The sequence below is a fragment of the Selenomonas sputigena ATCC 35185 genome (genome assembly GCF_000208405.1).
Lineage (GTDB): Bacteria > Bacillota > Negativicutes > Selenomonadales > Selenomonadaceae > Selenomonas > Selenomonas sputigena.
Genome location: NC_015437.1, coordinates 1297307 through 1319608 on the forward strand (window position 1 = coordinate 1297307; position 22302 = coordinate 1319608).

The following is a 22302-nucleotide window of genomic DNA, read 5'->3' on the forward strand; positions in this document are numbered from 1 at the left end:
TCGTCTGTCTATTCCGCAAAGTAAAAACATGGTATACTAATACTTTAGTTATTATTATAACCTTTATTTCCTTTTTGTGGTGCTGTTATGAAAAAATTTCTTTTGTTTACCTTCGTCATCTTATTCTTTACTTTTCTCTGTATTTTTTTGACGGAGAAAACCGATGTGCTCGGCCTGCGCAACATACCGTTCGACCCAATTTTTGAAAACAAGGGCGACCATGTCGTGATTTCATGGAAAAGGCTTCCCTATCCATGCTTCTATCGAATCGAAGCGCTTTCCAAGACGACGGGACTTGTTGAAGGCGAACCGGAATACCATGCCTTTGAGTCTGAGTTGACCTTCAAGGCTTCCTACGAGATGCCCGCGACGCCGATTCCCATGTATTACCGCATCACGGCATTCGGGATGTTCGGGCAGCTCACACCTCCTTCCAATGTCGTTGAAAATCCAAATTTCAAAGAGCCGCTGCGGCCGCGTCCCATCTTCGAATACACGAAAGACCATCCGGCAAGCCGCAAGCCGTTCCTCGTCTGGCACAGCATTCCCGGAGCCGTCTGCTACGAACTGGAAATTCTCTCGGACAAGCCCGACGCCGAAGGCGGTACAGCAATGTCGCGCAAGAATCATCTTTACAGTACGAAGCAGATATTTACAAATGGCTATCAGGTCGATCTTACATCTTTTGTAAATGGCGAGACGGGCATCTTGTATTGGCGTGTGCGCGCGCTGGGCTTCCACCATGAAACGATTGGCGAATTCTCCAAGGCTGAGCCGATTTATATCAAGGCCGATGAACCGCTGCCAACGAAACCCTTGATCAACAACTTCGATCAAATGCCGAATGCGACAGAACCTGTTTATCCCGTTTATCAATGGATACCTCTGAACGGCTGTGAGAATTATGAAGTTGAGCTTATGGTGACTCCTCCTGCATCCGACGAAAACAACAATACGCAGCCTGCCAAAAATCGTCAATGGGCGCAAAAGGTTGAAGGCGCCTTCAGCTGTTACGACGAATACCCGCGTCCCTATGCCGGAGAATATTATTGGCGCGTGCGTGCGATTGACGCAAATGGCAATACGATCGGCACATATTCGGACGTGGAGAAATTTACCGTAAAAGAAAAAAACAGTCGCATTTTTGCCGCCGCTTTCGGCGACAGCATTACGCATGGCGGCGGAGCATTGTCATTTTCCCCCATTGACCTTGAGTATAGTTTCACAACCTACCTTGATTTTCCCACTGTCAACATTGGACGAAGCGGCGATACGGCGCATACGTCGATGCTCCGTTTTGAGAAAGACGTTCTATATTTCCATCCCTACAACCTTTTGATACTCACAGGATCGAACAGTCTGCGAGCCGAAGAAATCAGCGCCGAACAAATCATCTCCGATCTCGACGCTATCAAAAAGAAGTGTGAGGCGAACGACATCCGACCGATCTTCCTCACGCTCATGCCCATCAACCCGAAGAATATCCGCAGCGCCTTCCATGCAGATACCGATCCTCTGTGGCAGCAAAAACTTGCACGAGTCAATGCTTATATCCGCAACCAGAAGTATTACGTCGATCTGGAACCTTACTTCTATGATGCGAATCATACTGTCATGGCGCCGGAGCTTTCCGTAGACGGCCTTCATCCCGATATTCGCGGCAAGATGCTCATGGCGGAGATCATCAACCGTCGGCGAGATTTACTGCGACAATAAGAGAATATAATTAGCGTTTTTCTAAGGAACACCCTGCGCTTATGCCAACTTTTTGAAAGGATGTATAAACATGGGACAAGTTGTAAGGCGTTTTTTTGATGGCTCGTTCCTGGAATATGATCGAGGCAGTTTTGATGATTGGTGTGTCTATCTCACGGATGCTTCCGGGCAGCGTAAACCTCCGCGGGATGAAGAATATTTTTCACAGTTGGAGAGCCTTGCTCAACAATTCGGCGCTGATAAAGTGTATGGCGACTATGTTAAAGTATACCAACGGACGAGATCGCAAATAGACGAGCGCGTTCTGGATGATATTCATATCCTGTCCGAAACGTATGGAACAGATGCACTACGGGTGGAAAAGCTTTTTTCGATCCTTTACATGGCAATGATATCTGAGGAAAACAAAGCAAATACAAGACTTGGTAAACGCATCAAAAGGCTTGGCGTACATAAGTTGCTTATTGAAAATCAGCCCGTTCATGAAGCCGCGAACTTTATGCGCGGTATGGACTGGCGAACAATTGATCGTCTTTGTGCGGAACGCGATTTTTAGTCAAAAGCACATGTTCGGAATATAGACAAACAAGGATTTTTATCGCCTCGTTATATTATGAATTGCAAGATGGGTTTTAGAGTTGACAGCAGGTGTTTATCCAAAATTCCTTGAGGACATAAAATAAATGTTGCAAATCTCCCTTCTAAAAGGAAAATCTGCAACATTTTATCGTAGTGCTTTTCAGCTGATTTTTCTCAAAGCCGCTTCGGCTTCCTCCGAGGATACAAGGATTTCGCGCGGCTTGCTGCCGAGACTCGGTCCGATGATCTTCATCTCTTCCATCGTGTCAATCAGGCGGGCGGCGCGTGTATAACCGATGCGGAAACGCCTCTGTATGCTTGATGTCGATGCCTGCCCGGAACTCATGACAAGCTCGATCGCATCGCCGAGAAGTTCATCGGTCTTTTCCTTTGCCGCATCCTTTTTACCGTCATCGGCTTCCATAGCGGCATTCTCCGTGTACTCAATAATCTCTTGATTTTCCTCCATCCGCTGCCCTTGTCCACGGATGAAGTCGAGAAGTCTCTCCACTTCTTCATCGCTGACGAAAGCCCCCTGCACGCGCTGCGGCTTTGCCGATCCGACGGGATAAAAAAGCATGTCGCCCTTTCCAAGCAGCTTTTCAGCGCCGCTCATATCCAAAATCGTACGCGAATCAATCTGCGAGGACACAGCAAACGATATGCGTGACGGAATATTCGCCTTGATGATGCCCGTGATGACATCGACGGACGGGCGCTGCGTTGCGAGCACGAGATGAATTCCCGCTGCGCGCGCTTTCTGTGCAAGGCGGCAGATGGCATCTTCCACGTCGTGCGGTGCGACCATCATGAGGTCGGCAAGCTCATCGATGATGATGACGATGGCAGGCATCTTCTCTTCGGGTTTCGCCGCATTGAAGCGTTCCATATCGCGTACGCCGGTCTCGGCAAATTTGGCATAGCGCTTTTCCATCTCCTGTACCGACCAGTTCAGGACAGAGGCCGCCTTTTTTGCGTCCGTGACAACGGGAACCATCAGATGCGGTATGCCGTTGTAGTTGGAAAGCTCAACCATCTTGGGATCTATGAGGATGAACTTCACTTCATCCGGCTTCGCTTTGAAGAGGATGCTCGTGATGAGCGTGTTGATGCAGACCGACTTTCCTGATCCCGTAGCGCCGGCAACGAGAAGATGCGGCATCTTGGCGAGGTCGGCAAAGATGCCTTGTCCTGCAATATCGACGCCCAAGCCGACCGTGAGTTTCGACTTGGCCGTCGCAAAGGCGGGCTTTTCCAAGACTTCACGCAGACGGATGCCCTCAAGCTCCTTGTTCGGCACCTCGATGCCGATGGCGGCTTTTCCCGGTATAGGCTCTATGCGCACGGAAAATGCCGCAAGGCTCAGAGCCAGATCATCCGCCAGATTCGTAATCTTGCTGACCTTGACGCCGGGCGCAGGTTCGAGCTCGTAGCGCGTAACGGCAGGTCCGTGGCATGCATTGATAATCTTCGCCTTGACCTTGAAGTTTTCTAAGGTCTGCGCCAAAGTCTGCGCGTTTTCGGCAATTTCCCGTTCCAGTTCAAAGTTCTTCTTCTTGACTTCGGCTGCGAGTATTTCTTCCACTTTTGGCAGCTCATAGGGCCTTTCCGTCGGCTGCGGCTCTTCTTCACGCGGTTTTGCCGCTGAGACAGCAGCCGGCATGGTCGAAGGCAACGGGGTTGTCACCGATGGTGCTGCAAGGGTTTCCTGCGGCAAGGTCGCCGTCATGGACTGTGTGGAGACTGCCGGCTGCATCATGGCGAGGCGCTTGTCCTGCACCTCCACTGCCATAGGTACGTCTTTCGGCAAGGGAACGACATCAAAGTCGTCAGGGATTTCCGGCGGTGGTTCTGCGATGATTTCCTCTTGCTCTTCCGTTTCATTCGAGGCATATTCAATGGAAAAGGACGGCAGCTCTTCTGCTGTCCTTTCTTTTTCTGCTCCCTCTTCCTGCTCTGTTTCTGCCAATACCTCATTCTTATCGTATGTCTCGCAAAAAGCAAAAGATGCCGTCTCTTCCCCTGCGGCAGGAGGTTCAAGAGCCGTCAGAAAGTCCCTCTCCTCCTGCGTTTGCGGCATGACAGATGCTTCCTGTGCAGCAAAGGATGGAAAAGACGTCGGCTGTACATCTTCGCCCGAAGCGACGTTCCTCGCTTCTGCTGCAAACGCCTGTTCAAAGGCTTCGTCTTTGTCTTGATTGTAAAACGAGCTTTTGATTCTTCCGCGCACATGTTCTTCAAAGATATTTTCCGCCTGTGTCACCTTCTGCTGGGCGACGGAGAGCGTATCCTTCGCTTTGACGATTCCTGCTTTCGCCTGCCGTTTCGTGCGCAGCATCCCAAGGGCAAGCGACCATGTCGTAGAGAGCAGGACGGCAACAACCGTACCCGTGCACAAGAGGATGATGGCTCCCGTCGCACCGAAAAACTTGCGGATGAAGAAGAGCAGGCCGCCGCCTAGAAGACCGCCCGCGTTCGGCAGATATTCGGGCAGGATTTCCGCCCCTACAGGTACGAGGAAATGATGGAGGATAGCAAGCAAAGAAACGAAGAGTCCTATGAGGCCGAAAAAGTGCGTGGAATAAACGATACCCCGATGCTTCGTCACATACTGCGTGCCTATGAGCAGTATGACGCCGGAAGCGACCCAAGCACCCAAACCGAAAAGATAGCGGAGGAATTTAGCAAAATAAAGGCCAATGAAACCAACGTTCCAATCAAGCAGTCCCCCGATGGATATGAGGCCTGCGGCAAGAAGAAGAAGACCGATGATTTCATAGCGTCTGCCCTTAGGTGCAGTTGTCGTCATCGGCTCTTTTTTGTTTTTCGTACGGGATTTCCTCTTGCTGTTCCCTCTATCGCTATTGGAACCTTTCTTTTTCAAAACGACATCACCTATCTAAAATCACAGCAGCCCGTGAAGGGCTGCTGTAAAAATCAAAACGACCTGCCTACAGAGGATATGCTTCTGCAGATAAATCAATGTGCAAGAAGATGCTCGACGCGGCGCTTCGTTTCAAACAGGATGCGCTCTTCATCAAGCGTCAGGAGCTCGCGTTTCTCCATGAGGATTCGTCCGTCGACGATGACTGTGTCGACCGAAGATGCATTGGCAGAATAGACGAGCAGCGATACGGGATCGTGACGCGGCATCCATGCGGGACTCGTCATATCGAAGAGGACGATGTCCGCTTTATAACCCTCTTTCAAGAGCCCTACATCAGAAAGACCGACAGCCTTTGCCCCGTACGCCGTCCCCATGCGCAGCGCTTCTCCTGCGGGCACAGCCTCGGGGTCATAGCTCGCCACCTTGTGCAGCATGGCGGCAAGGTTTACTTCCTCAAGCATGTCAAGGTTGTTATTGCTCGACGCGCCGTCCGTACCGAGAGCAACGCAGACGCCTTCCGCAAGAAGGCGCGGCACGGGAGCGATGCCGCTCGCGAGCTTCATGTTGCTGCCGGGATTGTGCGCGACACGGATGCCGTACTTCTTGATGATGGAAATATCTTCGTCGTCAAGATGCACGCAGTGCGCTGCCAATGTGCCGTTGTCGAAAAGACCTGTGGCGGCGACATGTGCAAAGGGGCGCTTGCCGTATTGCTTGAGGCATTCCTCCACCTCTCCCCTCGTTTCTGACATGTGGATGTGGATTTCCGCTCCAAGCGACTTTGCCGCCTCTGCGACCTTGTGCAGATAATCGGGCGGGCACGTATAGAGCGCATGCGGCCCGAACATCACGGTGATGCGCCCCTCGGCTTTTTGATGCCAATTTTTGAAGAGCGCCACATTTTCTGCAATCTTTTCGTCTGCATCGGGCACCACACCGATCAGGCCGCGCGAAAGAATGGCGCGAAGCCCTGATTCCGCTACGACTTCGGCGACCTTTTCCATATCAGGCCCGTACATGTCGGCGAAGGTCGTCGTGCCCCCCTGTATCATCTCGACGGCGGCGAGCATTGCGCCCCAATAGATGTCTTCGTTGCGCATCTTCGCCTCGATCGGCCAAATCTTTTGCTGCAGCCAATCCATGAGCTTCATATCGTCCGCATAGCTTCGAAGAAGCGTCATAGATGCATGCGTATGGGCGTTGACAAAGCCTGGGACAGCAAGCCTGTCCTTTGCGTCAATCGTGCGCTCCGGCTGCCACGAAGCGGGGATTTCTCCGACTGCTGCAATCTTATTTCCCTCGATTGCGATATTTCCTTCCCGCACGCTGCCGTCCGGATGAAGAACATGCGCATTGGAAATCAATATTTTCATATCGTGCACCTCTGCTCAGGCAAGTCCGAGATAGGCCTTCTGCTCGTCCGTCAGATGGTCAATGGCTACGCCCGAAGCCTTGAGCTTGAGTTCGGCAATCTTCGTATTGATTTCGTCCGGCATCAGGTAGACCTTGTTTTCAAGTTCTGCATGATGATTGAGAATATGAAGCGCTGAGAAGAACTGTACGCCGAAGGACAGATCCATGATCTCCGCCGGATGTCCGTCGCCTGCTGCGAGGTTCACGAGGCGGCCTTCGGCGAGAAGGTAGAGCTTCCTGCCGTCCTTTTGCTTGAATTCCTCGATATTCTTGCGCACGGTACGGCGCGATACGGAGATTTCCTCAAGCTCGGGGATGTTGATCTCCACATCGAAGTGACCGGAGTTCGCCATCATAGCGCCGTCTTTCATGACCTCATAGTGATGCTTGCGAATGACATCCTTATCGCCCGTCAAGGTCAGGAAGATGTCGCCAATGCGCGCCGCCTCGTCCATAGGCATGACACGGAAGCCATCGAACACAGCTTCGATCGCCTTGATGGGATCGACCTCCGTGATGACGACATTCGCCCCGAGACCCTGAGCGCGCATGGCGCCGCCCTTGCCGCACCAGCCGTAACCGGCAATGACAACGGTTTTTCCCGTGATGCAGAGGTTCGTCGTGCGCATGATGCCGTCCCACGTTGACTGCCCCGTTCCATAGCGGTTGTCAAACAGATACTTGCAGTAGGCGTCGTTCGCCGCAATCATCGGGAACTCAAGTTTGCCCGCACGGGCGAGAGAATGCAGACGATGTACGCCCGTCGTCGTTTCCTCCGAGCCGCCGAGGATGTTCGGCAGAAGTTCGCGGCGCTTCGTATGCAGGATATTCACGAGGTCGCCGCCGTCGTCGATGATGATGTCAGGCTTAAGGTCAAGAGCCTTGTCGATGTACTGCTCATACTCTTCGTCCGTGCAGCCGTGCGTCGCAAAGACATGAAGCCCATCTTCGACGAGCGCCGCCGCGATGTCATCCTGCGTGGACAACGGATTGCTGCCCGTGATGGCAACCTCTGCGCCGGCGTTCTTCATGATCAACGCCAAATACGCTGTCTTTGCTTCAAGATGCAGCGTGATGACAATCTTCTTGCCTGCAAAGGGCTTCGTCACGGAAAATTCTTTGTTGACGGCTTCCATGACAGGCATGAAGTTCTTGACCCAGTTGATTTTGTCATGACCCGACGGCGCGAGTTTGATGTCTTTGATCATTGATTCCATGTGCGTTGCTCCTCCTAAAAATCGTTTCCTGCAAAGCGGCAATTTCAGCGCAGCAGTTTCTCCAAATAGAGATAATCCGTCAGATCAGTCTGAAGCGGCGTGACGGAGATGTAGCCGCGCTCTGCGGCAGCGATGTCCGTTGCGTCGCTGTTTCCCTCGTCGAGAATCTCCCCGCCTAGAAAATAGCATTCCTTCCCGTCCACATCTTCCATCCTTTGAAATGCATTGATGTAATTGCGGCGGCCAAGCTGCGTGAATACGAACTGCGGACCATTTTCGCCGAATTTTTTGGGAAAATTTACATTGTAAAAGTTCACTTTTCCCTCTTCGTAAAAGAGCGAAAAAAGATTCTCCTCCATAAGTCTGGCAGCTGTATCATACGAGATTTCGGACTTCATGTCGAGGGATACGGCCGTCGCCGTGATTCCATGCAGATACGCTTCCATCGCGGCGTTGGCTGTGCCGGAATAAAGCACATCCGTGCCCAGATTCGCTCCGTGATTGATGCCGGAGATTACATACTCCGGATATATATCGGAAGAAATTGCTTCAAGGTAAAGCTTCACGCAGTCCGCCGGCGTACCCTCGATCCGATATGCCGCCACGCCGTATCGCTCTTCCAAAGGGCGATACCGATCGAGACGGATGCACTTCTTGACCGTGATTGCATGGGACATGCCGCTTTGCTCAAAGGCCGGGGCAGCTACAACGACTGTATGGTGCGGCGAGAGCACGCGCACGAGCGCCTCTATTCCGGCAGCTTCTACACCGTCGTCATTCGTCAATAGTATACGCAAGACATCCGTCCTTTCCATCGTTCATTCAAGGCGACAAGCGCACAGAGACCTTCATCCCAGGCTGTATTCCTTCTCCCGTCTCTTCGGGAACAGAAATGCGCACACGGACTTTGCCGGATACCGTCTCATCCCCCTCGTCTGCATCGGGTTCCTCTATATCCTGCACCGTACCCTGTATGTCGCGTCCACCCAAGCGATAGGAAGCGAATTGCCCTAGGCGCACTTTCGTTTTCTGATCATCGTTCAAAATAGCTTCAAGCCACAAATCCTTGGCATTGCCGATGTTTGCAAAGGTTTGCCCCGCACTGATCTTGCTTTCGGCGGCGATGTCTTCGGCTAGATAAAGCGTTCCGGAAGCGGGCGCAATGATATCTGTTCCCGCTTTATCCTGCTGCGCCTTTGCCAAGGCGATTTCCGCCTGCTTCAAAAACAGTTCTGCTTGTTTAATCTGTTCCGGCGAAGCGGACTGCAGGACGGTGCGATAGCTTGATGAAGGTGCGTGAGCCTGACTGGAAGCAACAGCGGCATTGTAGGCGGCCTCGGCTTCATCGCGCTTCACGGCGCTGATAGCGCCCATCGCATAGAGTTCGTTCATTCGCTCCATGCGTGCGCGTGCCGCTTCCGTATCGACCGCAGCGCTCGGCGCCTCATTCACGACGGGCTGCGTGACAGCGATTCCCTTCTGTAAGTTTTCCAAGCTTTGTTTCGCTAACGTGACATTTTGCTGCAACTGGGCGATATCCTCATCCGTGACATTGACCTTGATGTGCGCGATGACGTCCCCTGCCTCCACATGAGCGCCGTCGGCGACCAGAATTTCCGCTATCGTGCCATCCGCCTTTGCTTTTGCTGGCACGAGTGCACTTTTCACCTGGGCGTCTTCAAGTGTCACAATATTATGCGAGCGCTGGTAGAGCCAAATGCCGCCGATCGTGAGGGCAGCGAGCGTCAATAGACCGAGCAGACTGAACTGCAAAAATCGTATTGCCTTTTTCGTAACATCTATTTCCACGAAGATCACCTCTGCTCCATGGGAATCCCTCCAAGGAAAGTTTCCCGTCGGAACTGCGAACAGCGTGTGCAGGCACGAGACTTGGCCAAACAGTCGCGTTAAGCAAGCTGTTCCGCAAGAACCCTTTCGGCTTCCTGCAAAGCTTCCGGCATCTTAGCAGGTTCTTTGCCGCCTGCCTGCGCCATCTCTTTTCGTCCGCCGCCGCCGCCGCCAACGATTTTTGCTGCCGCCTTGACGATGTTGCCCGCATGAGCGCCCTTTGCCACAGCTGCGTCACTCGCCTTCGCCACGAGGCTGACTTTCCCTTCGTGCGCGGCGGCAAGCACGACCACGCCGCTTTCCAGACGATCGAGCAGCATGTCGGCAATCTTTCGCAGATCGTCGATATTATCGGCTTCAACGATGCCCGAAGCAAAGGAAAGATCTTTTATCTGCTTCTTCTGCGCGAGCAGCGTATCGACATCTCCCATGGCGCGTTCTTTCGTGAAAGAAGCGATTTCCTGCTTGAGCTTCTTGTTCTCTGCCAATGTGCTCTCAATATGGGAAACAATTTCATCATCGCGACATTTGAACGCGTGCGCGGCTGCGGCGAGAGTCTCCGCCTTCTCATTCATGTAGTCGATGGCCGCCCTGCCTGTCAAAGCCTCAATGCGGCGCACGCCAGAAGCGATGCCTGTCTCGCTGACAATCTTGAACATGCCGATCTCGCCGATATTTTTCACATGCGAGCCGCCGCAGAGTTCTATGCTGAAATCCGGCACGGAAACGACACGCACGACATCGCCGTACTTCTCACCGAAGAGCGCCATAGCGCCGAGTTTCTTCGCCTTGTCAATTTCCATCTGCGCGATTTCCACAGGCTTTGCCATGAGAATCTGCTCATTGACCAGGCGCTCCACCTCTTGCAGCTGCAGCGCCGTCACAGGCTCGAAATTGGAGAAATCGAAGCGCAGGCGTTCGGGCATGACCAAGGAGCCGGCCTGATTGACCTGATCGCCGACGACCCGCTTCAACGCGGCCTGCAGGAGATGCGTCGCCGTATGGTTGCGCGCCGACGACAGCTTCTTCATCCAATCAATCCGGATGGAAACATGGTCGCCAACCTTCAACATGCCTTCTTCAACATAACCGATATGATAAACCGTGCCGTCGGGAAGTTTCTTGGCGTTGGCAACCTGCACGCGGCCGAATTCCGTCTCCAAAAGTCCGGCATCGCCGACTTGACCGCCTCCTTCTGCATAGAAAGGCGTCGACTGCAGGATGATGCCCGCCTCCTCGCCGTCGGCAAGCTCATCGACGAGAACACCGTCCTTCCAGATGGCGACGACGGTCGATTCCTTCGCGTTCTCATCGACGCAGAGATGTGACGTATCGATGCCCGAGAGGTCAGGTACGGCGACGCGCTGATTTTCCTGCCGCGCGGCACGAGCACGTTCGCGCTGCTCCTCCATTGCTTTCTCGAAGGAATCTTTGTCAAGTTCCATTTCGTTTTCATGCAGGATCTCGTCGGTGACTTCCCATGGGAAACCATACGTATCGTAGAGTTTGAAGCCGATTTCACCAGGAAGCACCTTTTTGCCTTCTCGCTTCAAGTCCTCAATATGACCGTTCAAGAGTTCCATGCCCTGTGCGAGCGTCGCCGCGAAGCGATCCTCCTCAATGCTGATGACTTTCTTGATGTATTCTTTCTTCTCAGCAAGTTCTTCAAAGTCTGCTGCACCCTTGTAGATTTCAGCAACAGCGTCAATCGCGCCTTCCAAGAACTTGTCATGGATGCCGAGGATGCGCCCATGGCGCACAGCGCGGCGCAGGATGCGGCGCAGAACATAGCCGCGGCCCTCGTTTGACGGCAGAATGCCGTCCATGATCATGATCGCCATGCTGCGCGCATGGTCAGCGATGACCTTGAGCGAAACGTCCTTCTCCGCATTTTCGCCATAAACGACGCCAGATACTTTCGAGGCGTATTCGATGATGGGAAAGAGTAAATCCGTCTCGAAGTTCGTCTTCTTATTCTGCAGCACGGAAGCCAATCGCTCAAGACCGCATCCCGTATCAATATTCTTGTGCTCAAGCGGATTGTACTGACCGTCTTCCGTGCGGTCGAACTGCGTAAAGACGAGATTCCAGATTTCGAGGTAGCGGTCACAATCACAGCCGACAGCACAGTCCGGACTGCCGCAGCCGCGCTCTTCACCAAGGTCGATGTAGATTTCCGAATCAGGACCGCAAGGGCCGGGGCCGATCTCCCAGAAGTTGTCATCGAGTTTCACGATATGATCTTGTGGGAAGCCGGGCTGCTCTCTCCAGATGGCGGCTGCTTCATCGTCCTTCGGATAGACCGTGACCCAAAGCTTCTCCTTCGGCAAATCCAAGACATCCGTCAGGAACTCCCACGCCCAGGGAATCGCCTCTTTTTTGAAATAATCTCCAAAAGAGAAGTTGCCGAGCATTTCAAAATACGTCTGATGACGCGCCGTGCGTCCGACGTTCTCAATATCTCCCGTACGTACACAGCGCTGGCTCGTCGTGATGCGCGTGCGCGGCGGCTTCATCTTGCCCGTAAAGAACGGCTTGAACGGCGCCATACCCGCGCCGATCATCAAGAGCGTCGGATCGTTTGCAGGGATGAGCGAAGCGCTCGGCAAACGCAGATGTCCCTTCTTCTCCGCAAAGAACTGCAAGTACGCTTCGCGCAATTCATTTCCTGTCATGTATTTCAAAAGAACCTACCTCCATCAGAGATTCCGCTAAACGCGGATAAACTCTCACTGCATCTCATACTAATGAGTAATTATATCATATTAACCATGAAAGTCCAAGAAGTCAAGCCTAAGGTGTATGTGCCCAAACAATTTACAGATGTATTTCTCCATGGTATAATAAGCCTATATGTCAATTACAGGTAGGAAAAGCTGCAGGAGGGGTTTCGGCATGTTTGACGAGAGCGACAAGGTCAATGCCTATGTGAAGCAGAAGAACATTGGCATGAAGATTGATTACAGCGGCAAAGCGAGGCGAGCGCTCAAGGATCAAGCGCCTCAGGAGGCTGCGGATGACGAGTCGCAAATGGAAGAGCTCGACGGTGCAAGTCGCGCCATGCGTCGCATCATCCAGCAGAAGCTTTTGAACGGTGACGAACTCATGGCAGACGAGATGCGTTTCCTCAAACGCTCCGACACGGGACTCTACACCAAGGCGCGCACTGCACAAAACGCTCGCGAGGCACTCGTGCAAAAGCTCGAAGCGGCAACCTCGAAGGAAGAGGCAAGCGAAGCCTTTCTCATAGCGAGCGGCCTTGTTAATGAAGCCGGAAATGCCGCACGGCAAAAGGATGCAGCAGGAGAAACAGCCGCTCACACGGCTTCCAGCCGCACGACACCGTCAGCAAGTTCTGCTTCTGCACGCGATTTGTCTGGTACGCCGAAGCCGCGCACGCGTTGGAAACTCGATCCAACGAGCGCGATGAGCGCAAACACAGCAAAAGAAACCTCAACGAAAACAATCTCCAAGGCACAATCTACGACAAGCACCCCCGCCGCAGTTGAGAAACGTACAGGCAGCGCCCCTCCGCCTAAGACGAGTTCAGCCTTCGTGCAACAGCCCGAGGACACGACGGGCATCGAATTCATCATGGCACGCGCTCTGCAAGCGGCATGGGCAAAGTTCACACAAACAGCAAAGTACCGCGAACTTACAAGCACAGCGGAGCGTTCCGTCGAAAACCTCGATCCCGCAAGCATGACCGTGGCCACGCGCTTCTTCAGCGCCTCACGCGCCTACCGCAACCTGCCAAAACCTCGCAAGGGTGCGCCGATGCAGTCCTTCGACAGCGAGACTTAGTCTTTCGCATAAGTCTGCTTTGCAAGAATCGCCGATGAGTCCCCTCACCATCTTGATTCAACTTTCCTCCTTCTACGTCGACAAACTAGAAGCATGGCTTCGCTATACATCTGGTGCACCTTCTTGACAGCCGAAAACCTATCACAAACTACACGCACAAACGTCCACTTTGTGGACATTGTGCGCCGCCCTTAATGAAAGTCACCCAATCAGCCTGCGCCTTTGGCTTGGCTTCTTGGACTTTCATAATAAACTACACGCACAAACGTCCACTTTGTGGACATTGTGCGCCGCCCCTACAGAAGCCTAGCCAAGAGGTCTGCGCCTGCGGCTTGACCTCTTGGGACTTCATGGTAAAATCAGTCGATTGGTCCGCCACGAGAACTCGCTCCCGAATTCTCATGGCGGGCCATACAAACCAAGGACGTGTTCTCCATGCATACATCAAAGAAAAAAATTCTTGCCATCATACTTTCACTCTTCGTCTTGCTCCTCGCTGCAGCATATTTATGCTCGACCAGCTTCCAAGGCGGCGTTCCCGTTCTCAACTACCACCAGATCAACGACCGCGACCACAATGCCCTGACGTTGAGCACACCCGAGTTCGAAGCGCAGATGCAGTATCTCGCCGAAAACGGCTACCATCCCATCACGCCGAACGAACTTGCCGATCACCTCGAAAACGGCGCCCCGCTGCCCGAAAAGCCCATCCTCCTCACCTTCGACGACGGCTATATCGACAATTACAAGAACGCCTACCCTATCCTGCAAAAATACGGGCTTAAAGGTTCCATCTTCATCATCACGGACTATCTGAACGTCTATCCGAACTATCTCACATGGGAAATCTGCCAAGAAATGCAGGACTCAGGCATCATCGACATCGAGTGCCACACGATGACCCATGTCGCGCTCAGCGAGCTTCCCTCTGCCGAAGCTCTGCAGCACGAAGCCGTCGACTCTAAGAAAGCGATTGAATCGCACCTCAATAAAAAGGTCACTTCCATCGCCTACCCCTGCGGCGCTTACAATGACGAAGTGCAGCGTGTCGTAAGGGAAGCCGGCTACCGCACGGCGTTCACCGTCAACTACGGACTCGACCATCCCGGCGATGACCAGTACGCGCTCAACCGCATACCGATCTTTGGCTCCAATTCCCACTCCTTCCTGCGCTTCAAGCTGCGCCTCCTCTTCACACCCATCTGCTCCCGTCTGCAAAACGTGCGCGCGGAACTTCTGAGCGGCGGTCACGATACCTGCGCACGCTTCATTCCTACACCCTGACCCGTACAAAAAACGCCCCCGTTCCGGGGGTGTTTTTCATAAGTGAATACAATATCGCAAACAGTAGACAGAGCAAGTCGTAAAATGATACAATCCTTGTAGCCTAAAAATAACGATTCAACGGAGGCGCATCTCATGCACCAATACTTGTTCTTCATCGGCGACTTTCCCGTGCGCGCTTACGGGCTGATCCTGAGCCTCAGCATCATTCTGGCAACGGGCGTCGCCTACTTCCTCGCCAAACAGGACGGGCGCTACCACAGTCACATCGTCGACATGGGCATTTACTGCGGCGTTGCGGGGCTCTTAGGCGCACGGCTCTGGGACGTCTTCTTCTTCGATTGGGATTACTACCAGAACCACCTGACGGAGCTTTTGAACGTCTGGCAGGGCGGCATGGCGATCCAGGGCGGCGTGCTGCTCGGCGCCGTCGTCGGCATCCTCTACACGCGCCGTCACGGCATCGACACGTGGGCGCTCGCCGACATCGTAGCACCCGCCATCATCCTCGGACAAGCGCTCGGCCGCTCGGCCAATCTTCTGAACGGCGACGCCTTCGGCGCACCGACCGGCTCCTCTTTCGGCATCCTCTATCCCGAGACGACGCTCGCCTTCCACACCTACGGCAATCAGCCCCTGTGGCCGGCGGAAATCTGGGAATGCCAGCTTGACATCTTCATCTTCGCGCTTCTCCTCATCTTTCGCGCGACGAATCATGCGAAGGGACAGGCGTTCGCTCTCTACGTCATGCTCTACTCCGCCGCACGCTTCTTCCTCGAATACCTGCGCGGCGACTACAACGAACTCGTCCTTGGACTGTTCAAATCCGCACAGATGACGAGTCTCGTCGCCTTTGCCATCGCACTCGCCTTCTTCCTCTGGCTCGGCTTCAAAAAGCATACGGCAGAACCACCGAAGAAGAAAAATCGCAAGCGTGCCGCCCACGCATGAGCATCCCACCTCAATGAAACGGAGTCCCTACCACATGCAAAAGACAAACCATACGCTTCACATCGGCTGTCACCTTTCGTCTGCCGGCGGCTATCTCGCCATGGGAAAGGCCGCAGTGAACCTCGATGCCGACATCTTCGCCTTCTTTACACGCAACCCGCGCGGTGGCAGGGCGAAGCCGCTCGACATGGAGGACGTACGTGCCTTCTGCAAATATCGCGAAGAGCACGGCATCGGCACGCTCGTCGCCCATGCGCCCTATACGATGAATGCCTGCGCCGCCAAGGATACTCTGCGCGCCTTCGCACGCGAGGCGATGGCAGATGACCTCGCACGCCTTGAGCATATCCCGAACACGCTCTACAACTTCCACCCCGGCAGCCATGTGCAGCAGGGCGCAGAAAAAGGCATAGAGCTTATTGCAGACCTTTTGAACGACGTCCTCGATCCGGCGAAAAAGACGATCGTGCTCCTGGAGACCATGGCGGGCAAAGGAACGGAGATCGGGCGCAGCTTCGAGGAAATCGCCGCCATCATCGAGCGCACAGACTGCAAGGAACGGCTCGGCGTCTGCCTCGACACCTGCCATGTCTGGGATGCAGGATATGACATCGCAAACGATCTCGACGGCGTACTTGAAGAATTCGACCGTGTAATCGGCCTCTCCCGCCTCCATGCCGTCCATCTCAACGACAGCCTCAACGTCCGCGCCGCCCGCAAGGATCGTCACGCACGCATCGGCGAGGGAGAAATCGGACTCGAAGCCCTGACGCGCGTCATCCGTCACCCGAAGATTCGCCATCTGCCCTTCATCTTGGAAACGCCGAACGACGATGCAGGATATGCAAGGGAGATTGCCATGCTCAGGGAGAGAGCATAGAGCGACGGATGCCTTCCGCAAAGGCATATCACCCATCCATATCGCATACGCAAAAAGTCCCCGGGACATTGTCCGGGGACTTTTTATCCTGCTTATTGTCCGCCGTTTACTTTACCACCATGACGGGAACCTTCGACTCTTCGACGACCTTCTGGCTGACGCTGCCGATCAAGGCGCCCTTGAAGAGACCGAGACCGCGGCTGCCCATGATGATCATGTCGCTCTTTTCCGAGTCGGCAATCTTCAGGATCGCCTTCGGCACGTTGCCCGTCTCAACATGCCGCGTCGCCTTCATGTTCTCGGGGATCTTCTCCCAGATGCGGTCGAAGACGAGATGGCTCGGAATATCCTTGTTGATGTTGCTCGCCACATAGACGAAATCGAGACTTGCATTGCACTTCTCTGCAAAGGCGATCGCCTCATCCACGGCCTTGCAGCCGTTGACAGAACCATCGACCGGCACGAGAATTTTGTTGATGCTGCCCATATAAAACACCTCCAAGCGAACTTTTTTCCTCTGTTGTCTACTTCTATATCAAAGCAAAAATTCCTTTTCTCTTTTGGTATTTTTCTGAAAAATTTTCCGATATTTTCTTGCACCGTAAAGAAAGCCGTCGCTGGAATGCGTGATGACTCCAACGACAGCTCTCCTCCTGCACTTCGTTCAATTCTTCTTCTCCAAAGAAGGCGCGCCTTTTCGCAAGATTCCCACGGCAAGCTCAGCGTTTTGAAATGCGCGTCTCCTCAGCTCTTTCAGGAGGGCGGCATTTTTCTCGCAAAGCGTATCGCGCCTCTGCCACTTGCGCCGCACTTCCGCCATGAGTTCATCTGCCGTGATGGTCTCAAGTTTCGCGGCGGGCGTCTCACCGATGGAGTCAAGGAAACGATCGATCTTCGGATCGTACGATACGCCGACGAGCGGCACGCCCATGACGCCCGCAAAAATCAAGGCATGAAGGCGAATCGCGATGAGCAAATCCATATTGCCGACGAGTGAAAGAAGCTCTGCCGTCGAAAACTCGCCGTCGAGAACGATGGCTTCCTGCTTCATCATCGCAGCGATCGTCTCCGCCGTCTTGACATCCTCGGGATACTGCATGGGCAGAAAGACGAGATTCGCACCAAGCTCGACGGCGATGCGGTCGGCCGCCTCGGCGAAGGCTTCCTTGTAGCGCTGCCAGCCCTTCCACTCGCGCACGGATATGCCGACGAGCGGCTTGTCGTCCGTCACGCCGTTCCACTGCAAGACCTGCCATCCCATATCCTTCGCAACGGGATTGATGGCGAGCACCGGATCGGCAGTTTCGACGATCCTAGGGCGATGAATGCCCATGGCCTCAAGCTCTGCCAAAGAGCCGTGGTCGCGCACGGTGATGAGGCGCACGCCGTTGCCGATGAGCCGCATCATCGTGCGCGCCCAGAAGCCCTCGATCGGGCCGATGCCCTGCGCGTAGAGCATGACAGGCCTTCGGGCGAGAAAGGCAAGGACGATGATCGCCATGTAGTAATAGAGACTGCGGCGACTCGTGACATTCTGCAGCAGACTGCCGCCGCCCGACACGAGGAGGTCAGAAGCGCGCAAAGCCTTCCATATATCGGAAAACGAGAGCCATGAAACAGCCTCAACACCGTGGCGGCGCTTCGTATCCGGAGGGTTCGCTGAGATCACCGTGATATTCGTTTGCGGGTCCAGTTCGGATAGAACCTCGATCATCGCGGCGAGCATGGCTTCATCACCGGCGTTTTTCGAGCCGTAATATCCGGATACTACGATGTTGCTCATTCCTTTGAGAAACGCTCCTTTGCCGAAGATAGTATCATTTGCGCGAGGTGCACGAGCACCATGAGAGCTGCGCCGATGCCACAGCCGAGGACGATGCCGCCAATGCCGCGCACAAAGGACATGTAGACGGGCGTGCGCATGTGCGCAAAGGTCTCGACCATCGATCCCTGACCGATCGTCGCTACGAGCACGAGCGCAAAGAGCAGCATTGTCGGCCACTTGCGGCACCACGCGAGGACGGCGAGCATGAAGGCCGGATGGCCGATCATCAGCTCCTTCGAGCGCGGGCGCGCATAGAACGCCTGCTCCAGGATGGCACGGAACTTCAGCTCAAGCCCCGAGACGGGCATGCCCGACGTATGACCGGAACGTGCGACGAATACGACGGCGGCAAGAGTCACGAGCACGAAAATGAGAAGGGATTTGAGCTTCACGGGCATATCGAGAATCTGGCGAAGCTGCGTGAGCGCGCCCTGTCCCTCCGCCATTCTGCCATCAAAGACGTCGTAACGCGTCAAAAATGCGATGGCGACGAGGACGATGGGCAGGACAAACGTCAGCTTGATGCCGCGGAAGATGTTGAACTCCAGGAAGTACTCGACATCAGCGAGCGCTCCCGACAGATATGCCGCGCCGACATAGGAGAGCGCCCCTGTAACAAAAAGGGCGACGGCAGCCGTTCCGATGATGCGCCAGAGCGGCGCTTTCGCATCGGGCTCCATGGTGCGAATGCGGTCGAGCTGCCATATCACGGCGAGCGCGGGAAAGAGGTTCGCGCTCAAAAACGCCGCGAGAATCCGCATCTTCGCGCCACTGCCCATGAGGATCGGGGCGGCAAAGACGAACACCAACAGAGCAAAGAGCGCGTAGAGCGTCCTCGGCTGCAGATGGTGCGTGATCAGTGAGATGTAGAGCACGACAGCAGCCGCTACGCCGAGCATCAGCACGGCACGCAGAGGACGCGGCGCATACCAGTTTTCAAACGTCCCTGCAGGACCGAGCGCGAAGCCATGTGATTCTACGGCTTCTGCCGTCGCCTTGATATAGTGCATGTTCGTCTCGAAGAGCGTCATGCCGGGCGCAGGCTTCTCGTAAATGCGCAGGAGGTTGATGCGAATGTTGCGCTCCATGTCCGTGTTCGCCCAACGCTCGACCGCCGTCTCAATCTTGAGCTTCGGCTGCTCGTCCTTCGGGATGGTGTAAAGACGCGCGACATGGTCGTAGCCGACGCCCTTGGAGATCTCGGAAAGCCCGTCCTGCTTGTAGAACTGCAGCTGCGTCGTATCCTCGATAAGTCCGAGGACGAGATTGCGCTCCTTGAAGTGATCGATCGTCGTCTGCAGCGACTTCGGAGCGCCGAGCATCTGTGAGCCGGAGAATACGACTTCCGAGATGCGGTAGTTTTCCAGACGGCGGAACACGGCATCGACGTCGTCGGGCGTGCAGCCCAGATAATTCGTCGGACGTGCGAGCACGAAGAAGCCGGCGTCATTGACCGCCTGCATCTCGTCCGTCGGCATACCGAGATCCATCTTGAGGAAGGTTTCGTAATTCGCCTTGACGACGAGGATTTCCACGCCGTTGACTGTGACGGCGTTCACACGAGCAGCGCCCAGGCGGCGCAGCAAGTCCTCCTTGACCTCCTTGTAGGTACGCGCATCATGCCCGACGACACAGACGTCAGATCCCTTGATCGTACCGTTCTCAATGAGGGTGCGCCACGCGGGATCGGTCAAGATCCCTGCATGGTAATTGGCTACGAGTTCACTTCCCGCGAGCGCCGTCGCCTTTCCATTTGCGTTGAGTTTCTTGAATGTCGTCTCGTAGACAGCGAGCGACGTGATGCCCGCTTCCTTCGCCGCCTGCAGCACTTCAGGGACAGGTTTCCCCTCCTGCTCGGCAAGCTGCACGAGATCTTCGTAGTCAATGGCGAGATCGACCTGCTTGTTGACCTCCTCCGCACGCCAGCGTGCGACATCGATGAGGAGCGCCGCGACAAGGCCGACGAAGATGAAGGCGATGAGCACCTTGTTGTATTGAAATTGCTTCATGTATCCTACTCCTCATTCCCTCCGGCAGAGAGGCGCACGACGATGGCGCCTTTCCTGTGTTCGACGCTCTCGATTCGCGTCTTCAAAGGCAGTGCATCGAGCTTCGCGATCTGAATGTCGCCGAAAATGTCGCCGAGATTTGCCTTGCCGATCAAGGCGTTTTTGATGTCGAGCCGCGTCATGTGAAAGTACAGCGCCTGCGCGTCCTCGACGATCTTCCCTTCGAGCACGACATCCGCCATGCGCCCGAAGATCTTCACTTCCGCTGTCGCATGCACGCCATCTTCGTCAATCGTCACCTTGATGTTGTCAAGCTTGTCGATGCGCTTCGCCAAAAGATTGCGCAGAGCATCCTCGGAAACGACGCCCGTGAGTTTCAAATCCTTGGCAGAAATGAGATGCACGCGGTGATCGAGGAAAAGATCTCGCGACGAAAAATGCACGCCGCTTCCTGTCAGCTGCACGCGCTCCATGCGCAAATCGCCGATGCGAAACCCCTTTGCATCAATCTTGAGAGTATCGATCTGTCCCAAGAGGAACAGGATGCCGGGCGTGCTCTCAACCGTCACCTCGGCGCTCTCTGCCCCGCGATCCCTGAGCATCGTCTCTGCTGTCTGCCGCGCCCATGCGGGCAGCAAAGTTTCGCCAAAGACGAGAAGGATTGCCGCAGCGCCTGCAACAAGCATCAAAAGTTTGCGCAAAACATCACCTTAAATCTCAAATCTCATGATTCGCCTTCGCCGCGAGGAAGGCCTCGATGAAGGCGTCGAGATCGCCGTCCATGACCGCCTGCACGTTGCCCGTCTCCATGCCTGTGCGCATGTCCTTGACCATCGTGTAGGGCTGAAATACGTAGGAACGGATCTGGCTTCCCCACTCGATCTTCTGCTGATCGCCTTCGAGCTTCTGGATCTCGGCTTCCTTCTTCTCCTGCTCCAATTCAAAGAGCTTGGCGCGCAGCATCTTCATGCACTGTTCGCGGTTCTGCAGCTGCGAGCGCTCGTTCTGGCACTGCACGACGATGCCCGTCGGCATGTGCGTCATGCGCACGGCGGACGACGTCTTATTGATGTGCTGACCGCCTGCACCCGAAGCGCGGTAGGTGTCGACGCGCACGTCCGCCATATTGATCGCGACCTCGACGGCATCGTCGATCTCGGGCATGATGTCGCAGGCAGAAAACGACGTATGACGACGCGCATTGGAATCGAAGGGCGAGATGCGCACGAGGCGATGCACGCCCTTTTCCGACTTCAAATACCCGTAGGCGTTGTGCCCATTGATGAAGAGTGTCGCACTCTTGACGCCCGCCTCATCGCCGGGCAGCAGATCTGCCGTGACGACGGAAAAGCCGTGGCGCTCCGCCCACCTGCCGTACATGCGCAGAAGCATCTGCGTCCAGTCCTGCGCCTCCGTGCCGCCTGCGCCCGCGTGCAGCGTGAGGATCGCATTGTTCGCGTCATAAGGGCCGGACAAGAGGACTTCGAGCTCCAGCTCGCGCACGGCGGTCTTGATGGTCTCAAACTCCGTCTGCACTTCAGGCTCAAGGCTCGTATCATTTTCTTCCAGCGCCATTTCAAGAAGCGCCTGTGCATCGTCCGTCTTGGAAACGATCTCCTTGTACTTGTCGACGCTTCCCTTGATAGCGGCAAGTTCCTGATTGATCTTCTGCGCCTCTTCCGCATTGTCCCAGAAGGTCGGCTCACCCATCTTGTATTCGAGTTCGGCTATCTTTTCTTCCTTTCTGGCGACGTCAAAGTGAATCCCCCATTTCCTTGAGCTTCGCTTGCATCGCCAAAATCTCCGGCTTCCAATCTTCGAGCATCTTGTCACATCCTTACGTAGTGCTTTCCCTCGCGGGAAATCTATTCCTTATCGCTGCTCCCCCG

Annotated in this window: 17 protein-coding genes; 6 read left to right on the forward strand and 11 right to left on the reverse strand. The window is 54.6% G+C overall.

Annotated features, from left to right (window positions below; translation table 11 throughout):
* The first annotated feature begins 87 nt into the window (after positions 1–87).
* On the forward strand, positions 88–1716 hold the full coding sequence (locus SELSP_RS05870; protein WP_006192353.1) for an SGNH/GDSL hydrolase family protein: 1629 nt from the start codon (positions 88–90) through the stop codon (positions 1714–1716).
* Between the two features lie 70 nt (positions 1717–1786).
* Positions 1787–2272 (forward strand): DUF7004 family protein, encoded by a 486-nt coding sequence (locus SELSP_RS05875; protein WP_006192352.1) that lies wholly within the window; start codon positions 1787–1789, stop codon positions 2270–2272.
* A gap of 183 nt (positions 2273–2455) precedes the next feature.
* Here the strand turns inward: SELSP_RS05875 and SELSP_RS05880 are convergent, their stop codons facing one another.
* The 6 genes from SELSP_RS05880 to alaS form a co-directional block, all read right to left on the reverse strand.
* On the reverse strand, positions 2456–5104 hold the full coding sequence (locus tag SELSP_RS05880) for a DNA translocase FtsK (protein WP_006192351.1): 2649 nt from the start codon (positions 5102–5104) through the stop codon (positions 2456–2458).
* 170 nt (positions 5105–5274) lie between these two features.
* Positions 5275–6555, reverse strand: coding sequence for an amidohydrolase (locus SELSP_RS05885; RefSeq protein WP_006192350.1), 1281 nt, complete (start codon positions 6553–6555; stop codon positions 5275–5277).
* 15 nt (positions 6556–6570) lie between these two features.
* Positions 6571–7812 (reverse strand): adenosylhomocysteinase, encoded by a 1242-nt coding sequence (locus SELSP_RS05890; protein WP_006192349.1) that lies wholly within the window; start codon positions 7810–7812, stop codon positions 6571–6573.
* 44 nt (positions 7813–7856) lie between these two features.
* Positions 7857–8609: a 5'/3'-nucleotidase SurE gene (gene surE / locus SELSP_RS05895; protein WP_013740797.1), complete on the reverse strand. Its 753-nt coding sequence runs from the start codon at positions 8607–8609 to the stop codon at positions 7857–7859.
* Between the two features lie 25 nt (positions 8610–8634).
* Positions 8635–9621 (reverse strand): HlyD family secretion protein, encoded by a 987-nt coding sequence (locus SELSP_RS05900; protein WP_013740798.1) that lies wholly within the window; start codon positions 9619–9621, stop codon positions 8635–8637.
* A 98-nt stretch (positions 9622–9719) separates the two neighbouring features.
* The gene (gene alaS / locus SELSP_RS05905) at positions 9720–12335 is read right to left on the reverse strand and encodes an alanine--tRNA ligase (RefSeq protein ID WP_006192346.1); all 2616 of its coding nucleotides are present in this window, start codon (positions 12333–12335) and stop codon (positions 9720–9722) included.
* A gap of 220 nt (positions 12336–12555) precedes the next feature.
* Here alaS and SELSP_RS05910 point away from each other — a divergent pair, with 220 nt between their 5' ends.
* From SELSP_RS05910 to SELSP_RS05925, 4 genes are all read left to right on the forward strand, one after another.
* Positions 12556–13464: a hypothetical protein gene (locus SELSP_RS05910; RefSeq protein ID WP_006192345.1), complete on the forward strand. Its 909-nt coding sequence runs from the start codon at positions 12556–12558 to the stop codon at positions 13462–13464.
* 435 nt (positions 13465–13899) lie between these two features.
* Complete coding sequence (locus SELSP_RS05915) at positions 13900–14748, forward strand: polysaccharide deacetylase family protein (protein WP_006192342.1); 849 nt, start codon at positions 13900–13902, stop codon at positions 14746–14748.
* Positions 14749–14883: 135 nt separating this feature from the next.
* The gene (gene lgt / locus SELSP_RS05920) at positions 14884–15699 is read left to right on the forward strand and encodes a prolipoprotein diacylglyceryl transferase (protein ID WP_006192341.1); all 816 of its coding nucleotides are present in this window, start codon (positions 14884–14886) and stop codon (positions 15697–15699) included.
* Between the two features lie 34 nt (positions 15700–15733).
* Positions 15734–16579: a deoxyribonuclease IV gene (locus tag SELSP_RS05925; RefSeq protein WP_006192340.1), complete on the forward strand. Its 846-nt coding sequence runs from the start codon at positions 15734–15736 to the stop codon at positions 16577–16579.
* 106 nt (positions 16580–16685) lie between these two features.
* On the opposite strand, the gene SELSP_RS05930 is transcribed toward SELSP_RS05925, so the two are convergent.
* The 5 genes from SELSP_RS05930 to prfB form a co-directional block, all read right to left on the reverse strand.
* A complete protein-coding gene (locus SELSP_RS05930) occupies positions 16686–17066 on the reverse strand; it encodes a universal stress protein (RefSeq protein ID WP_006192339.1) in 381 nt (126 codons plus the stop codon).
* A gap of 177 nt (positions 17067–17243) precedes the next feature.
* Positions 17244–18362 carry a polysaccharide pyruvyl transferase CsaB gene (csaB, locus tag SELSP_RS05935; RefSeq protein ID WP_006192338.1) on the reverse strand — a complete coding sequence of 373 codons (1119 nt, stop codon included), beginning with the start codon at positions 18360–18362 and terminating at the stop codon, positions 17244–17246.
* The gene (locus SELSP_RS05940) at positions 18359–20413 is read right to left on the reverse strand and encodes a DUF5693 family protein (protein ID WP_006192337.1); all 2055 of its coding nucleotides are present in this window, start codon (positions 20411–20413) and stop codon (positions 18359–18361) included. Before SELSP_RS05940 ends, csaB begins: the two co-directional genes overlap by 4 nt.
* A 5-nt stretch (positions 20414–20418) precedes the next feature.
* Positions 20419–21114, reverse strand: a complete 696-nt coding sequence (locus SELSP_RS05945) for an LmeA family phospholipid-binding protein (RefSeq protein WP_013740800.1) — start codon at positions 21112–21114, stop codon at positions 20419–20421.
* A 16-nt stretch (positions 21115–21130) separates the two neighbouring features.
* Positions 21131–22238 (reverse strand): peptide chain release factor 2 gene (prfB, locus tag SELSP_RS05950; protein WP_013740801.1). Its coding sequence is split into 2 segments (ribosomal slippage): positions 21131–22168 and positions 22170–22238, totalling 1107 coding nucleotides; the frame shifts between segments, so codons are not numbered across the junction.
* Positions 22239–22302 lie beyond the last annotated feature (64 nt).

Excerpts from the sequence above, each read along its gene's own strand:
- alaS (WP_006192346.1), bottom strand. The coding sequence starts at position 12,335 with ATGACAGGAAATGAATTGCGCGAAGCGTACTTGCAGTTCTTTGCGGAG.
- SELSP_RS05885 (WP_006192350.1), bottom strand. The coding sequence starts at position 6,555 with ATGAAAATATTGATTTCCAATGCGCATGTTCTTCATCCGGACGGCAGC.
- SELSP_RS05915 (WP_006192342.1), top strand. The coding sequence starts at position 13,900 with ATGCATACATCAAAGAAAAAAATTCTTGCCATCATACTTTCACTCTTC.
- SELSP_RS05925 (WP_006192340.1), top strand. The coding sequence starts at position 15,734 with ATGCAAAAGACAAACCATACGCTTCACATCGGCTGTCACCTTTCGTCT.
- csaB (WP_006192338.1), bottom strand. The coding sequence starts at position 18,362 with ATGAGCAACATCGTAGTATCCGGATATTACGGCTCGAAAAACGCCGGT.
- SELSP_RS05930 (WP_006192339.1), bottom strand. The coding sequence starts at position 17,066 with ATGGGCAGCATCAACAAAATTCTCGTGCCGGTCGATGGTTCTGTCAAC.
- SELSP_RS05890 (WP_006192349.1), bottom strand. The coding sequence starts at position 7,812 with ATGGAATCAATGATCAAAGACATCAAACTCGCGCCGTCGGGTCATGAC.
- SELSP_RS05910 (WP_006192345.1), top strand. The coding sequence starts at position 12,556 with ATGTTTGACGAGAGCGACAAGGTCAATGCCTATGTGAAGCAGAAGAAC.
- SELSP_RS05875 (WP_006192352.1), top strand. The coding sequence starts at position 1,787 with ATGGGACAAGTTGTAAGGCGTTTTTTTGATGGCTCGTTCCTGGAATAT.
- SELSP_RS05940 (WP_006192337.1), bottom strand. The coding sequence starts at position 20,413 with ATGAAGCAATTTCAATACAACAAGGTGCTCATCGCCTTCATCTTCGTC.
- SELSP_RS05880 (WP_006192351.1), bottom strand. The coding sequence starts at position 5,104 with ATGACGACAACTGCACCTAAGGGCAGACGCTATGAAATCATCGGTCTT.
- SELSP_RS05870 (WP_006192353.1), top strand. The coding sequence starts at position 88 with ATGAAAAAATTTCTTTTGTTTACCTTCGTCATCTTATTCTTTACTTTT.
- lgt (WP_006192341.1), top strand. The coding sequence starts at position 14,884 with ATGCACCAATACTTGTTCTTCATCGGCGACTTTCCCGTGCGCGCTTAC.